Origin of the sequence: Halostagnicola sp. A56, assembly GCF_000691505.1 — an archaeon.
Classification (GTDB): domain Archaea; phylum Halobacteriota; class Halobacteria; order Halobacteriales; family Natrialbaceae; genus Halostagnicola.
This window is the reverse complement of sequence record NZ_JMIP02000017.1, coordinates 342,895-357,823: the sequence shown is the minus strand read 5'-3', so window position 1 is coordinate 357,823 and position 14,929 is coordinate 342,895. Positions and strand designations below refer to the sequence as shown.

At 63.6% G+C, this 14,929-nt stretch carries 12 protein-coding genes and 2 pseudogenes; 5 read left to right on the top strand and 9 right to left on the bottom strand.

Features of this window, described 5'->3' with window-relative positions:
• Positions 1–63: 63 nt before the first annotated feature.
• A complete protein-coding gene (locus EL22_RS08885) occupies positions 64–351 on the bottom strand; it encodes a hypothetical protein (RefSeq protein WP_050051143.1) in 288 nt (95 codons plus the stop codon).
• Between the two features lie 105 nt (positions 352–456).
• On the opposite strand from EL22_RS08885, the gene EL22_RS08880 reads away from it, so the two are divergent.
• Positions 457–1,230 (top strand): PHP domain-containing protein, encoded by a 774-nt coding sequence (locus tag EL22_RS08880; RefSeq protein WP_197075880.1) that lies wholly within the window; start codon positions 457–459, stop codon positions 1,228–1,230.
• Positions 1,231–1,280: 50 nt separating this feature from the next.
• On the opposite strand, the gene polX is transcribed toward EL22_RS08880, so the two are convergent.
• The gene (polX, locus tag EL22_RS08875; RefSeq protein WP_050051141.1) at positions 1,281–3,032 is read right to left on the bottom strand and encodes a DNA polymerase/3'-5' exonuclease PolX; all 1,752 of its coding nucleotides are present in this window, start codon (positions 3,030–3,032) and stop codon (positions 1,281–1,283) included.
• A gap of 53 nt (positions 3,033–3,085) precedes the next feature.
• Positions 3,086–3,526, bottom strand: coding sequence for a DUF5788 family protein (locus EL22_RS08870; RefSeq protein ID WP_050051140.1), 441 nt, complete (start codon positions 3,524–3,526; stop codon positions 3,086–3,088).
• Positions 3,527–3,653: 127 nt separating this feature from the next.
• Between EL22_RS08870 and EL22_RS08865 the strand changes: the two genes are divergently transcribed.
• A complete protein-coding gene (locus EL22_RS08865) occupies positions 3,654–4,601 on the top strand; it encodes a rhomboid family intramembrane serine protease (protein WP_050051139.1) in 948 nt (315 codons plus the stop codon).
• Between the two features lie 76 nt (positions 4,602–4,677).
• The gene (locus tag EL22_RS08860; RefSeq protein WP_050051275.1) at positions 4,678–5,511 is read left to right on the top strand and encodes an endonuclease V; all 834 of its coding nucleotides are present in this window, start codon (positions 4,678–4,680) and stop codon (positions 5,509–5,511) included.
• Positions 5,512–5,544: 33 nt separating this feature from the next.
• Here EL22_RS08860 and EL22_RS19290 read toward each other — a convergent pair whose 3' ends face one another.
• Positions 5,545–5,838 carry a toxin gene (locus EL22_RS19290; protein ID WP_082146730.1) on the bottom strand — a complete coding sequence of 98 codons (294 nt, stop codon included), beginning with the start codon at positions 5,836–5,838 and terminating at the stop codon, positions 5,545–5,547.
• Here EL22_RS19290 and EL22_RS16015 point away from each other — a divergent pair.
• Positions 5,788–6,144, top strand: a complete 357-nt coding sequence (locus EL22_RS16015; RefSeq protein ID WP_082146729.1) for a hypothetical protein — start codon at positions 5,788–5,790, stop codon at positions 6,142–6,144. The genes EL22_RS19290 and EL22_RS16015 overlap by 51 nt on opposite strands.
• A 110-nt stretch (positions 6,145–6,254) precedes the next feature.
• On the opposite strand, the gene EL22_RS08850 is transcribed toward EL22_RS16015, so the two are convergent.
• The 5 genes and pseudogenes from EL22_RS08850 to EL22_RS08830 all read right to left on the bottom strand — a co-directional run bounded on the left by EL22_RS08850 (position 6,255) and on the right by EL22_RS08830 (position 11,962).
• Entirely contained in the window at positions 6,255–7,001 is a 747-nt protein-coding gene (locus EL22_RS08850) for a histidine kinase (protein ID WP_050051137.1), read from the bottom strand.
• Between the two features lie 71 nt (positions 7,002–7,072).
• The gene (argS, locus tag EL22_RS08845) at positions 7,073–8,872 is read right to left on the bottom strand and encodes an arginine--tRNA ligase (protein ID WP_050051136.1); all 1,800 of its coding nucleotides are present in this window, start codon (positions 8,870–8,872) and stop codon (positions 7,073–7,075) included.
• Between the two features lie 75 nt (positions 8,873–8,947).
• Positions 8,948–9,700 (bottom strand): DUF6517 family protein, encoded by a 753-nt coding sequence (locus EL22_RS08840; protein WP_050051135.1) that lies wholly within the window; start codon positions 9,698–9,700, stop codon positions 8,948–8,950.
• A gap of 119 nt (positions 9,701–9,819) precedes the next feature.
• Entirely contained in the window at positions 9,820–11,004 is a 1,185-nt protein-coding gene (locus tag EL22_RS08835) for a threonine synthase (RefSeq protein ID WP_050051134.1), read from the bottom strand.
• Positions 11,004–11,962 (bottom strand): annotated as a pseudogene (locus tag EL22_RS08830) (succinylglutamate desuccinylase/aspartoacylase family protein). Before EL22_RS08830 ends, EL22_RS08835 begins: the two are co-directional and overlap by 1 nt.
• Before the next feature lie 709 nt (positions 11,963–12,671).
• On the opposite strand from EL22_RS08830, the pseudogene katG reads away from it, so the two are divergent.
• Positions 12,672–14,812: pseudogene (gene katG / locus EL22_RS08825) on the top strand (catalase/peroxidase HPI).
• The last annotated feature ends 117 nt before the right edge of the window (positions 14,813–14,929 follow it).

The window sequence follows — 14,929 nt, the reverse complement described above, 5'->3', positions numbered from 1 at the left end:
TTCGTCCGACCGATAGCGTGAACGGCGATATCGAAGACGATTCGACGATGGTTCGGTTAGAGGCTATCTCGAGAGTTCGGTCGCGATCCGTTCCATGTCAGCGACGGATTCGATCTCCTCGAGGAGGTCCTCCCGTTCGCGGACATCTTCGGAACTCGCGCTGTAGGCTCTGACGTACTCGGCGCGGCTATGTTCGGTGAAGACGTGCCGAATCGAGAGGTAGCCGTCTGGGACGATGGTTCCACAGACTTTGCACTCGCGGCGCTCGTGTTCGGTCGCCTGATGGACGATCGCGGGTTCGACGTCGTCGAAGGTTTCCCCGCAGCCATCGATTCCACAGTCCCAGGGCATTGGTCACTGTGAGACAACGACACCTAAAGATCTTTTCGACCAATCGGATTCACGACACGTCCTTCTGACTGACGAATCAGAATTCATAACTTCAACGTCGCGAAACTGGCTGACGTGACTGCCGGAGCCGAGTTTCGAGTCGATTGCCACGTCAAGGTGCTCAACAGAGACGTCGTTGCGAACGCCAGAGCGGCGGGTCTCGACGCCATCGTCTACGCGCCACACTTTACGCGCCTCCCCGAGGTTCGCCGGCGTGCGGAGGTCTTCTCGAGCGACGATCTGCTCGTAATCCCCGCTCGAGAGGTGTTTACGGGGTCGTGGCGCAATCGCAAGCACGTGCTCGCGCTGGGACTTTCCGATCCCGTTCCTGATTTTATCTCCCTCGAGGCGGCGATGGCCGAATTCGAGCGCCAGGACGCGACGGTGTTGATCCCGCATCCCGAGTTCTTGACGGTGAGTCTCGGCGAAGACGACGTTCGGGCATACGAGGAGATCATCGACGCGATCGAGGTCTACAACCCGAAGCACCTCCCGCGGGACAATCGACGCGCGCGGGACATCGCCGAATCGAACTCGATACCGCCGTTTACGTCGTCGTACGCTCACTTCGCGAGTACGGTCGGTGCTGCCTACACCGCGTTCGACCGCGAGTTCGAGACCGAGGCGGCGGTTCTCGAAGCCCTCGAGAACGGGATCGGACGGCGCGTCGTCCACGCCACCGGCCTCGAGCGGTGGACGACGACGGCGAACGAACTCGCCCACCTCGGGTACGAAAACACCTGGGAGAAGATCGATCGGCTCTTTCTCTCCGGCCAGGAGCCGACACACGCCAATCATATCGCCTACGACGGCCGGTTCGAGGACGACGCCGTCTATTGACCGAATCCGCACCGTCGAAGCCGCTCGCTAAACTAGTCTCGAAAGCACCCTCAGTGCAAGAACTCTCGAAGTTTCTCTATATCCCACGTGTTGATCACGTCGTCCGGTTCGGCCCAGCCTCGTCGGGCGGTGTGAACCCCCCAGCGGACGTACTCGAGAGTCGCCGGCTGGTGTGCGTCGGTGTTGATCGCGATCGTCGCACCCTCCTCAAGGGCGGCCTGGACGGCGCTGCCCCAGAGGTCGAGGCGTCGCAGATTGCTGTTGACCTCGAGTGCGGTACCGTGTTCCGCGGCCGCAGCACCCAATGCCGTCGCGTCGATGGCGAGTCCTTCGCGCTCGTTGAGTAGTCGTCCGCTCGGATGCCCGATCACGTCGACCGCGGGGTTTTCGATCGCCCGCTCGAGTCGCTTCGCGGCGGCCGCCGAATCCTGATCGAGCGCGCTGTGGGGGGAAGCGACGACGACGTCGAGCGCGTCGATCACCTCGTCGCCGAGGCCAATCTCTCCATCGGCGTCGATGTTGGACTCGATCCCCGCGAGCACCTCGATGTCAGCGCCGGCGCCGACCTCCCGAATCTCCTCAACCTGCTCGAGGATTTCCGCGTCCGAGAGGCCCATCCCGCCGACGACGCCGGGTCCCTGGGCGTGGTCGGCGACGGCGTAGTAGTCGTACCCGCGATCGGCGGCGGCCTCGACCATCTCCGCGATCGTGTTGTTGCCGTCGGACCACTCCGTGTGGGTGTGTAGGTCGCCGCGGACATCGCTTCGCGTGATGAGATCCGGAAGGTCGTCGGCGGCAGCGGCGTCGATTTCCCCACGGTCTTCGCGCAACTCCGGCGGAATCCAGGGCAAGCCGAGCGCTTCGTACATCCCGGCTTCCGTCTCGCCCGCGACGCGCTCGCCGACGCGTTGGCCGGCGTCGGGATCGTCGATGTCACTTACGTCGAACGCGCCGTACTCGTTTAGCTTCATGTTCCGTTCGATCGCGTAATTGCGCAGCCGGACGTTGTGGTCCTTGCTCCCCGTGAAATACTGCAGCGCCGAGCCGAACTCCGCGGGAACGACGACGCGCAAATCGACTCGAACGTCACCGACTCGGACGCTCGCCTTCTCCGGCCCGAATTCGATCTCGTCGTCGATCGAGTCCCACTCGAGGAACGCCTCGATCGCCTCGGATCCGGAATCGGCGGCCGCCAGCGCGTCCACATCGCCGATGGTCTCTCGCCACCGGCGGATCGAGCCGGCGACCTCGGCTTGCTCGACCGCGTCGATCGACTCGAGGAACTCGAGCACGTCGTCGGCCAGCGGTCGGGCCTCGCCCAAAAGCTGGCGCTGTCCGATCGTCCGCGCGAACTCGACGTTCTCGAGGATGTTCTGCTCGGTCTTCGGGCCGAACCCTTTGACTTCCTGAATCTCGCCCGCCTCGGCGGCGGTCTCGAGGTCGTCGAGATCCCGAATCTCGAGTTCGCGATAGAGCGAGCCAACCGTCTTGGGGCCGACGCCTTCGACGCGGGTCAGCGCGGCCATGTCGACCGGCAGCTCCTCGCGCAGTTCCTCGAGCTCCTCGATCTCGCCGGTCTCGACGTACTCGACGATCTTCGAGGAGATGGCGTCCCCGACGCCGTCGATGTTCTCGACGGCCGCCTCGTTGCCCGCCTCGAGCTGGTCGGCGATCGGCGACGGGTGAGCCAGGATGTTCTCGGCAGCGCGGCGATACGCTCGGGGTTTGTACTCGACGTCGTCGGCCTCGAGGAGGTCGGCGAACTCCTCGAACCGGGCGGCGAGTTCGGCGTTGGTCGTCATCGTGCGGTCCTCCGTTCGTCGCTCGTGGTCTCGGTGCAGGTCTGCCCGGTCATCTACCGCCCACCTCGAGACGCAGCGGTGTCTTCGCGGCCGAGCGCCTTCTGCAGGAACGACATCCAGCGTTTCGTGTCCGCGGCCTGCTTTGCCTGTTGTTCGCGCTCGAGATCGGTCGAACCCAAATTCTCGAGCGCGTTGAGCGCTCGATCGATACCGACGACGCTTCGGGCGAGTTCCTCGCCGGTCTCGCGGCTGATGTCGGCTTCCTCGATCCGTTCGACGCGCTCGAGTCGCTCGCGTCGCAGGTTCTTCTTGGCTCGCTCGACCCGATCACGTTCGCCCGCGGGGATCGTCTCGCGGCGCTTGATCTCGAAGACGAACGTCTGGAGGTCGATCGCCTCGCCCTGGACGGTGATCGTCTCCGGGATGTCCGCGCCGACGGTCGCCCCCTCGCGGCCGACGCGCTCGAGGAGCTGCTTTCGCTCGTACTCTTGCACACCCGTGCGTTGGGTCCTGAACGGCAAAAATGTACGTCACTGTCGCGGTGGGACGACCGCGAATTGACGACGGCGAGCCGAGCCCGAACCCCAAATCCCTTAGCCGTGCCACTCTTACCCCCGGGCAATGGCCAAGTGCGACGTGTGTGGGCAACAAGAGAACATGCCGTACGAGTGTCGCCACTGCGGTGGAACGCACTGCGGCGAGCACCGCCTGCCGGAAAACCACGACTGTTCGGGCCTGCACGACTGGAACGATCCGAAAGGGGTCTTCAACAGCGGCTTCGACGACAGCGTGAACTCGAGCGCTGAGGCCTCGACCACAGAGAAAATCGCGTCGAAGCTGCCGTTTAACACGGGCTCGAGCGGCGTGCTCGGGTACGTCCGCGGAAATCCGACCTACACGGTTTTGTTGTTGATGTGGCTCACGTTCGTCGCCCAGATCATGACAGAATTCGTGCTGGTAGCCACGTCCACTTCCGCGATCATCTACGATTCGATATTCGTACTCACGCCGCAGAACCCCGAATACGTCTGGACGTGGTTCACGTCTATCTTCGCCCACGGCGGTATCATGCATCTCGTGTTCAACAGTATCGTGATTTTCTTCTTCGGGCCACTGTTGAGTCGGTACATCAGCGATCGGAGTTTCTGGTTGCTGTTCCTCGGCAGCGGAGCCGTCGCCGGGCTTGCACAGGTTTTCGTCCAACTCGCCGAAGGGGGGGTAGGAGGTGTCGTCGGCGCATCCGGAGCAGCGCTCGCTATCCTCGGCGTGATGACGGTGTTGAATCCGAACCTCAAGGTATACTTCATGTTCTTCATTCCGATGCCGCTGTGGGTGCTGACCGGCGGTTTCGCCGTCATCAGCCTCCTGCTGGTCGGCGGTGGAATGGGCGGGGCCGGTGACATCGCCCATGCAGCGCACCTCATCGGGCTGGTGATCGGCCTCGCCTACGGCGAGTACCTCAAGCGAACGAAAAACATCCGCACGCCGAACCAGTTACAGCTCGGTGGCGGCGGTCCCGGTGGTCCAGGTGGTCCCGGCGGGCCGGGCCGCGGACGCGGACCGTTCTGATCGCGTTCGGTCGATTCCGTTCGAAGTCCCGCTCGAACCACGACACTCATTTTCGCCCGACGAGTACGGAGCATGGATGACAGAACTCTCGAGGCCGGACCTCCTCCCCGACGCCTCGCTTTCGACTGAGGAGATGGAGTCGCTCCAGCGGGAGATCGCCCGGAGTGCGGTGTTCGAGGACGAATTCGATATCGGCTCGACACCCGCAAATCAGGCCGACGCTGGGAACGAACCCGGATTCGACCCGTCGAGCCTGTCGAATCCCCTCGCCGCAACCGCGAGCGACGCCGACCCGCCGATCGTCGCCGGCGTCGACCAGTCGTTTCTCCTCGAGGACGAACCCGAGCGGGCCCTGAGCGCCGTCGTCGCGATGCGTGGCGGCGAGGTGATCGAGCGGGTTTACGCCGTCACGCCACTCGAGATCCCATACATTCCCGGCCTGCTGGCGTTCCGCGAAGGCGCGCCGATTCTGGACGCGCTCGAGGAGCTCACGGTCGACCCGGATCTGTTCCTGTTCGACGGCAGCGGCCGCATCCACTTCCGGCAGGCGGGCATCGCGACCCACATCGGAGTCCTCGTCGACGCGCCGGCCATCGGCGTCGCCAAGAGCCTCCTCTGTGGCGAACCCGCGGGCGACCTCGAGGACCTGCCGGCCGGAACGCGAGTTCCGATCGAGGCGAACTCGCGAGTCGACGCCCCCGACGGCACCCTGCTCGGGTACGCAGTCCAGACCAAGCAGTACGAGTCCTCGAGTCGGTACGTGAATCCGCTGTACGTCAGTCCCGGCCACCGCGTCGGCCCCGAGACGGCCGCCGACATCGTGCTGGAACTGAGTTCGGGCTATAAGCTGCCGGAGCCGGTTCGATTGGCGGATAGCTACGCTGACGAGGCGAAAACTCTCGATTCGTGATTCACAGATCGACGATTCCAACGGGTTTCTTCGTTAGTCATCGGCGGTATAGGCACCGCTACGATGCTCGATCCGGTGGACTTCGAGAACCGATTGACTACTGTCTCGAATGCACGCGAGACGGTACTGTCCGATGCGAAGTTTAGAAAACGGGCCGCCGGTCAAGGGCTCGAGAAAATCACTCGGATCGCGCCACTCGGAGTCCACAACTTCGTCAAGCTTTGTAACGATTCGGTCTTGGACGTGTGGATCGAGTCCAGCAAATTGGTCAGCAGCGTGCGGCGCGAGATCCCCGGCTTCGACAAAGACAAACTCGACCTCGAACACAGCGAGGTAACGATCGAGCACGTCAAACGCGACGGCTACCACGTCGATGTCGAAGCAAAACTCGAGAAAACGCCGAAACGAGACGAACTCGACGCGATCATCGAGGAACTCGGTATCGTCGCCGCGGAGGCTATCGAGGATCCGGAAGCGTTCTTGGAATCGATCGAGAGCATCGAGTTCACGCTGCTCAACAAGAACGGAGACACGGTGTTGAGCTTCTACGTCGACGTCGCCTGGGCGGTCGCGTACATCCGAAACAACATGTCCGCCGAAGAGTTTACCCACAAAGCGATGGCGACGACATAGACGTATTTGCCAGTTCTGCGGGTGTCTTCTGAGCGGAGAGTGGATCGATCCCGCGGTTCTCAAACTCGCTTTCGCCCGGATCCGCCCTCGGTTGAAGGTCCGTCACAACACTACAGCGCCCGCCGAATGTAGGCATCCAGCTCGGTGACGGTCGCCGGATCGAACGTCCAGAATCCCTCCCACGTTCGCGGGCCCGTTTCCAGTGCAACGAGTGCCGCGTGCGTCCCCGTCTCGTCGGGAACGGAGACGACGAACCACGAGTCGCAGATCTCCCGAGACTGGCCGCCGTGTACCGTCACATCGAACTGGGGGACTCGATCGGGGACACCGTAAACGTGAGTCGCCACGCTCGTCTCGGAGAGTCGTCGGTAGACCGATCGGGTACCGCGTTCGTCTTCGATCCGCGAAAGTCGTTGGAACGAGGCTCGATGGGTCCCATCGCCGCGTTCGAGCGAGATTCCCTCGATATACCGCGAGATGGTAATGAGGAGGAACTTTTCTTTGCTCGAGTCGGGATACCCGCGGACGCGAAAGCGGGTGTTCTCCAGTGCCACGATCACGTCGGGCAGATCGACCTCGAGTGGGCTGCGAGTCCCGGTGATAAACAGGTCCGAGTTACCGAGCAGGATCGACTCGCTAAGTTCGTGCAGAGGTGACGTTGCGATCACCGTGTCGTCCTCGAGGAGGTAGACCGTATCCGCGGCTTCGTCGACTCGGTCGTGCTCTTCGATCGAAACCGGCTGATCTGCAAACAGCTCTTCGAGCATCGACTGGAGCGGCTGTGACGCCTCCCGATTGATGACTGCGAGGGTCAGGTCGGGCCGGTCGGCGGCTTCGATGACGTCTTTCAAACTCACGAGTGTCGTTCAGAACGAACGGGATTGGCCGAGATAACTGCTCGGTCTCGAGCGTACGGGATGGCCGGCGCTCACATCGATCGAGGGGCGGCGACGCCGAGGACCGACAATGCGTTCGCGACGGTGTGGCGCGAGGCTGCGACGAGCGCGAGTCGTGCCTCCCGGACCTCGGGGTCGACGTCGTCGGAGAGCACTGGACACTCCCGGTAGAACGCGTTGAACGCGTCGGCGAACTCGCGGGTGTACGTCGCGACCTGATGTGGCTGGAGGTCGTCGGCCGCCTCGTCGATCACCGCCGGGAATCGGGCGATCGTCTCGACGAGGTGTTGCTCCGCGTCGGTCTCGAGCGCCGGGGCGTCAACATCCGCAGCCAGCGTCTCGACAACGGCGTCGAGGTCGTCCACGTCGAGGTCATCGGCATCGGCGCTTTCGTTCAGAATACCACAGCAGCGCGCGTGGACGTACTGGACGTAGGGAGCCGACTGGGCTTCGAAGTCGAGTGCCTGTTCCCACTCGAAGGTGATCGCTTTGGTCGGTTGCTTCGAGACGATATCGTAGCGAACCGCGCCGATCCCGACCTGGTGGGCGATGCGCTCGATGTCGGCCTCGTCTAAGTCGTCGTCGCGGATACGGTCGTCGAGACGGGACTCGACTTCATCGCGTGCGCGCGAGATAGCCTCGTCGAGGAGGTCGTCGAGGTCGACGCCGGTCCCGCGTCGGGTCGACATCTTCCCCTCGGGGAGGTTGACGTAGGAGTAAAGAACTTGTCGGAGATCAGACGTATCCGTGCCGAGCAACTCAAGGGTCTCCCGAATCTGGCTCGCCTGCAGTTTGTGATCCTCGCCGAGGACGGTGACGGCCCGATCGTAGTTCTCGAGTTTCCACTCGTGGTGGGCTAAATCGCGCGTCGGATACAGCGAGGTTCCGTCCGAACGGAGGAAGACGAGGTTCTTGTCGATGCCCTGCTCGTCGAGTTCGAGTTGCCAGGCCTCCGCTTCGTAGACCGCGCCGTCGAGTTCCTTGAGCCGCGAGACGACGTCGTCGGTCGAGCCGTCTTTCATGAACCGCGTCTCCTTGACGAACTCGTCGAACTCGGCCGGCAGCCGAGCGAGACACGCTTTCATCCCCGAAAGCACCTGATCGACCACCTCGGTGACGCGCTCGTAGGCTTGCTCCTCGCCCGCCTCGAGGCCCTGCATGATCGACTCGATCTCGGCCTCGGCGGCCTCGACCTCGGCTTCGGGCGCGCTCTCGAGGTAGGCGTTGCCCTTGCGGTAGTATCGCACCAGATCGTACTCGATGCGGTCGCGTTCGGGGTCGGTCTCGAGGTCGTCCTCGTCGAAGGTCTCGTAGGCCCACGTGAAGACGGCTATCTGTCGTCCCGCGTCGTTGACGTAGTAGTGACGGTCGACCTCGTAGCCGGCCGTCTCGAGGAGGTTCGAGACAGCGTCGCCGATAATCGGGTTTCGGGCGCGGCCGACGTGGACCGGTCCGGTCGGGTTCGCGCTCGTGTGCTCGACGACGACGGATTCCTCGCGATCCTCGAGGTGGCCGTAGGTCGGGTCGGTCGCTCGTTCGACGGTCGCTTCAACGTAGGCGTCGCTCGGGAGGAAGTTCAGATACGGACCCTGCGTTTCGACCCGATCGACGTAGTGCAGTTCGTCGACGTCGATTTCGTCGGCCAGTTGCTGGGCAACCTGCGGCGGCGGCGCACCCGCTTCGCTCGCCAGCCGAAAGGCGACGCTCGAGGCGAGGACGCTGTCGACGTCTTCGGGCGGCTCTTCGATGCCGAGATCCCCAGTCGGGAACCCGTGGGCCGAAAGCGCCACCTCGAGGGCGTCTTCGACCGATTCGCGCAAGGCTAGGAACATACCGATCCGTATTCAGGGCTCGAGTAAAGGGGTGTCGGGTTCGACCGAAACGTGAGCCTCGCCGTCCGCCGCCGGTTACAGAATGCCGCCGTCGCCGCTTCCGTTTTCACCGCCATCGCTTTGCCCACCGTCGGAACCGCTCTCGTTCCCGCCGTCGTCCGATCCGTTCTGACTCTCGCCATCTTCCGGTGACGCCTCGGAAACCGACTCCATGAGCGAGATGATGTTGGACTCTTCCTCGTCGCGGCGTTCGTTCGGATAGACGCCGACGGTCACCAGGAGATCCTCCTCGGTTTCGACCGCTTCGCTGATGTGTATCGACACCTCGACGTCGGAGCCGTTGTAACTCGAGTTGGCGGTGAATCTGGACTGGGTCGTCTCCTGGTCAAGAATCGTCACGCTACCGTCTTCCTGATGCGTGACGTTCTCCATTCCCGCGTAACTTCCCTCGACGCGCTCGATGAGCTCTTTCGGCGACATGTCGCTGACGGGGTTGAGTTCCTGACCGAGCACGCTCGCCTGCGGTGTCGCCACGACGAGGAATCCGCCGCCGCCGTCCATAGTGAGCGGTCCAACCGTGACTGATTTTTCGTGTTCGGTGATGTAGTTCGTCACCGAAACTTCCTGGGAAAACACCGCGAGATCGACCGATTGCTCGATTGTGTCTTCCGTGACGCCGGTCTGTTCGTAACCGGTGTCCTGGCGTGCGCTCTCGTCGACGCTCGCTGGCGACGCCTCGTGTTCGGCCATTCCGAACGTTCCGAGACACCCGGCGACGCTCGTCGTTCCGAGGACGGCCGCTCCGGCGAGTAGGCTGCGACGGTTCATAATCCGGTATTACTGTCCTGTTTGTATGAGTTTATCGGACTCGATATATATTGTTCGTGGTTTAACAGTTTCGGGGCCGAGCCCGCCAGTTTCGAGTTGTATCCCGTCTGTCGTTTCGACTACGAATATTTCAGGCCGCTGCCAGTCAACGGAACGACGACCTCGTCATCGGGTTCGATCAGCCCCCGCTCGCGATACCGCTCGAGTCCCGCGGGCGCGACCGCGCTCGTCGGCTCCACGTTGAAACCGCTGGTGTGAAGCGACTCGAGTGTCGTCTCGAGGACCTCGTCGCCGACCGCGATCGCGTCACCGTCGGTCGCGTCGATCGCCTCGACGATTTCGTCTTCGCGTGCGGGTGCAGCGATCCGGATTCCATCGGCGAGCGTCGCGGTCGTCTCAGTTGGGTCCCCGGGCTCGGGAGCGCCGCCCGTCCCGTCGGCGTTCGTCTGGTCGCCACTCGTCCCATCGACGCCCGTCTCGCCCTCGAGTCGGCGAACGACGGGCGCACACCCGGCCGCTTGCACACCGAGGAGGCGGGGCAGTTCGTCGATGAGTCCGGCCTCGACGAGGCGCGAAAAGCCGCGATACGCGCCGAGAAAGAGCGTCCCGTGCCCGATGGGGAGTACGACCGCGTCCGGCACCTCCCAGTCTCGCTGGGCGGCGACCTCGAAGGCAAACGTCATCGTTCCCGCGTAAAACGCCGGGTTCCAGGCGTGGCTCGCGTACCAGCCGTCCCCCGCCGCGACGGCCTCGAGACACGCCTCCGTCACGTCCTGCCGACTGCCCTCGATCTCGACGGCGCGAGCGCCGGCGCGTTCGATTGCGCGACGCTTCGCCGGTTTCACGTCCGCTGGAACGTAGATTTCGGCGTCGATCCCGGCACGCGCAGCGTACGTTGCGATCGCCGCACCGGCATTGCCCGAGGAGTCCTCGAGCACCGTTTCGACGCCGAGTTCGACCGCTCTCGAGAGCGTCGTCGTCGCGCCGCGGTCCTTGAACGATCCCGTGGGGGAGACGTACTCGAGTTTGAACGACGCGTTCCACCGGTCGGCCTCGACCAGCGGCGTCAGTCCCTCCTGTAGGGTCACGCGTTTCTCGACCGGCAGTAAGTCGGCGAAGGTCCAGAGCCCGGCGTTCGCGTTCGCCGTCAAAGAGGAACCGATCGTCGTCTGAGAATCGATCGCGTCCGCCGAGTCGGACCCTACGCGGATCTCGAGCGGGTGGCCACACTCACAGCGCCACGGTTCCTCGGGCCCCGCTTCGTAGATGGTCTCGCAGCCGGGACAGCACAGACCGGCGGCCATCAGTACGAATCGACATCGGTCCCGACCGAGCAGACGTACTCGCCGGTCGCGACTTGCGGGAGTCGACGCGTTCGCCAAAGTACGCCGTCGCTGTCGGCGGTGATCTCAGCTTTGGGCTCGCCGAAGACGGTCGTGACTTCGAACAGCGTCTCGCCGGCCCGAACCTGCTGGCCGAGTTCCTTCTGGACCGAGACGAGGCCGCCGACGGGCGAGCCGTACTGTTCGAAACTGCTCGCGCGAATCTGTCGGTTCAGATCGTGGCTCTCGGGGAGAAAGTCGTAGTATCGAAGGACGTTGAACACGCCCTCGGTTCCCTTCTGGAGGCTCGTTTCGTCCCAGCCGACACAGCCGCCGAGTTCCGGGTCGACGGTCGGAATCCCCTCGTCGGGGGCGGCTCGAGCGAGCTGTCCGTCGGGTCCTTTCTGGTCGAGCACGTAGCCACAGCCGAAGGCCTTCGCGAGCTCGAGACACTCCTCGTGCATTCGGTGGCGCTTGCCACAGCGGACGCGGACCTCGTCGATCATCCGGCTGGTCGATCCCTGGTGGAGGTCGAGAATAACGTCCGCTCGCTTGGCCACGTCGAAAGTCGCGCGAGCGATCCGCTCGCTCGAGGTCCCGCCCTCCGAACCGGGATAGGTGCGGTTCATCTTCGTGTCGTCGATCGGGTTTCGATGTTGAGCGACCTGAAACGCGTGGTAGTTGACGATCCCGACGATGAGAATCGTGCCGGAAATCTCGGCGGGATCGAGCCGCGGCACGACGCGCGTGAGGACCCCGACACCGTTCAACTCGTCGCCGTCGCTTGCCGCCTGCAGGTACAGCGTTTTCCCAGCGTTTGCGCCGTTGACCACGGCGACGGGGAGTCCGAACGGACTGCGTCCCGAGTCTCGCCGACCTCGAGACGACCCGTGTCGATTTCGCCGGGGTCCGCGCTCGCCGTTCCGAGCGTCGTCGTCATGTGCACGACGAAGGGGCCGCTCGCCTTTACTGGTTCGGTATACGGGCCCGTTTCAGGACGGAACTGCCGCGAAATTCGGCGCGTTTCGGCGCGCTGGGGACGGAGTTATTTGTACGTTCTGTTGTCGAATTCGTCCCCATCGGTGCCATCGTCGTTCCCGCCGGAGAGTCGAGGCGTGAAGCCGCCGGTCAAGATGACGGCGACCATCGGGGTCGAAGAGAAGTCGAGTCTGATCACGGGAGAGTGAGATCGCACGAGTCGAAGACGAGAGTGCCAAAACAAACTTTTCGGTTCGAAAACCGAGACCAGCGATACAGAAAGAGTAATAGCGGGATGCGACAACGTCTTTGCAACGACGGAAGCAAGTCTTCGTTCGCGAAAGCGGTCGACGAGTCGCCACCGGATCCCATCTCGAGTTCGACCGTCGGGAGCCGACGGCGAAGGAGACCAACCGGTACGAGCCCGTTATGGTCGTATAGCGCTCTCAGAACGCCGGCTCGAGAGATCGGAGACGGTCGACGATTCGTCGGTGGAAACCCCTCGAGTATCGATACGTCGCTCGACGAACGAGCGATCGCGGTTGGACTGCGTCCCTATAGTAACCCAACCACTGACAGGAGTTGGCAAATGGTAAAGATCTATTGGTAGAATAGGAACGGTTCGTTCCGATCAGACAATCTTAATAGGGGAAAGAAACAATCACCCGATGATGCAAGAATCAGACCGAGAGTGGTGGCCTGATCAGTTGAGTTTGGAGATCCTCGATCAGAACGCCGCGCGGGCGATCCGATGGGCACGGAGTTCGATTACGCCGAGGAATTCGAGAAACTCGACTACGAGGCCGTCAAGGCGGACTTGGCGAAGCTGATGACGGACTCACAGGAGTGGTGGCCGGCCGACTACGGCCACTACGGGCCACTTTTCATCCGAATGGCCTGGCACAGCGCCGGGACGTACCGGACGAACGACGGTCGCGGGGGCGCCTCCGGCGGGCGCCAACGTCTGGCCCCGCTCAACAGCTGGCCGGACAACGCGAACCTCGACAAGGCCCGTCGTCTCCTCTGGCCCGTCAAGCAGAAGTACGGCCAGAAGCTTTCGTGGGCGGACCTGATCGTGCTGGCGGGCAACGTCGCACTCGAGTCGATGGGATTCGAGACGTACGGCTTCGCCGGCGGTCGCGAGGACGATTACGCACCCGACGACGCCGTCGACTGGGGGCCGGAAGACGAGATGGAAGGTGCCTCTCCCGAGCGGTTCGACGAGGACGGCGCCCTTCGGGACCCGCTCGGCAACACCGTGATGGGCCTCATCTACGTGAACCCCGAGGGGCCGAACGGCGAACCCGACCCCGACGCGTCCGCGAAGAACATCCGCCAGACGTTCAGCCACATGGCGATGAGCGACGAGGAGACGGTCGCGCTCATCGCCGGCGGGCACACGTTCGGGAAAGTTCACGGCGCCGCCGAAGCCGACGAACACGTCGGTCCCGAGCCTGAAGCGGCGCCGATCGAGGAGCAAGGGCTGGGCTGGAAGAGCGACTACGGTTCCGGAAAGGGAGCCGACACGATCACCGGCGGTATCGAGGGGCCGTGGAACACCACGCCGACCCAGTGGGACATGGGCTACGTGGACTCGCTGCTCGATTACACGTGGTGGCCCGAGAAGGGGCCCGGCGGCGCCTGGCAGTGGACCACGCAGGACGGCGAACTCGACGAGTCCGCCCCCGGCGTCGAGGAGCCGTCGGAAAAAGAGGACGTGATGATGCTCACGACGGACATCGCGCTGAAGCGCGATCCCGACTTCCGCGAGGTCTTAGAGCAATTTCAGGAGGATCCGGCCGCGTTCCAGCGGACCTTCGCGAAGGCGTGGTACAAGCTGATCCACCGCGACATGGGGCCTTCCGAGCGATTCCTCGGCCCCGAGGTTCCGGACGAGGAACTCATCTGGCAGGATCCGCTTCCGGACGCCGACTACGACCTGATCGGCGACGCCGAGATCGATGACCTCAAAGAGCGCGTCCTCTCCGCGGATCTCAGCCGCACGCAACTCGTCAAGACCGCGTGGGCGGCGGCCTCGACCTACCGCGACAGCGACAAGCGCGGCGGCGCGAACGGTGCGCGCATCCGCCTCGAGCCACAGCGTAGCTGGGAGGTCAACGAGCCCGAGACACTCGAGACGGTCCTCTCGACGCTCGAGGAGATCCAGACCGAGTTCAACGAGTCGCGCTCGGACGACGTGTGCGTCTCGCTGGCCGACCTGATCGTCCTCGGCGGGAACGCGGCCGTCGAGCAGGCGGCGAGCGACGCCGGCTATGACGTCGAAGTGCCGTTCGAGCCCGGCCGCACCGACGCCACGGCGGCCCAGACGGACGTGGAGTCCTTCGAGGCCCTGAAGCCGAAGGCGGACGGCTTCCGCAACTACCTGAGCGACGACGCGCGAAACTCGGCCGAAGAGGAACTGGTCGACAAGGCGGACCTCCTCGACCTGACGCCCGACGAGATGACCGCGTTGGTCGGCGGCATGCGCTCGCTCGGTGCCACCTACTCCGACCACGGCGTCTTCACGGACGAGCCGGGGACGCTGACCAACGACTTCTTCGAGACCGTCCTCGCGATGGACTACGAATGGGAACCGGTCTCCGAGGATCGCGAGGTCTTCGAACTGCGTGACCGCGAGACCGGCGAAGTCGCGTGGACGGGCACGCGAGCCGACCTCATCTTCGGTTCGAACTCCCGCCTGCGTGCCATCGCGGAGGTCTACGGTGCGGAAGACGGCGAGGAAAAACTCGTCTCCGACTTCGTCGACGCGTGGCACGGCGTGATGGCGGCCGACCGCTTCGACCTCGAGTAATCGCGGCTTCCGACGATCACACGCCGCGGCTTCCGACGATCACACGCGCTTTCGTTTTTTCTCGTTCGAGTCCGGACACTGCTCACCTCGTTCGAGCCACGAGGCTGCACTCGCCGG

Coding starts and splice junctions, on each gene's coding strand:
- EL22_RS08885 (WP_050051143.1), bottom strand. CDS start 351: ATGCCCTGGGACTGTGGAATCGATGGCTGCGGGGAAACCTTCGACGAC.
- polX (WP_050051141.1), bottom strand. CDS start 3,032: ATGACGACCAACGCCGAACTCGCCGCCCGGTTCGAGGAGTTCGCCGAC.
- EL22_RS08865 (WP_050051139.1), top strand. CDS start 3,654: ATGGCCAAGTGCGACGTGTGTGGGCAACAAGAGAACATGCCGTACGAG.
- EL22_RS08860 (WP_050051275.1), top strand. CDS start 4,678: ATGACAGAACTCTCGAGGCCGGACCTCCTCCCCGACGCCTCGCTTTCG.
- argS (WP_050051136.1), bottom strand. CDS start 8,872: ATGTTCCTAGCCTTGCGCGAATCGGTCGAAGACGCCCTCGAGGTGGCG.
- EL22_RS08840 (WP_050051135.1), bottom strand. CDS start 9,700: ATGAACCGTCGCAGCCTACTCGCCGGAGCGGCCGTCCTCGGAACGACG.
- EL22_RS08835 (WP_050051134.1), bottom strand. CDS start 11,004: ATGGCCGCCGGTCTGTGCTGTCCCGGCTGCGAGACCATCTACGAAGCG.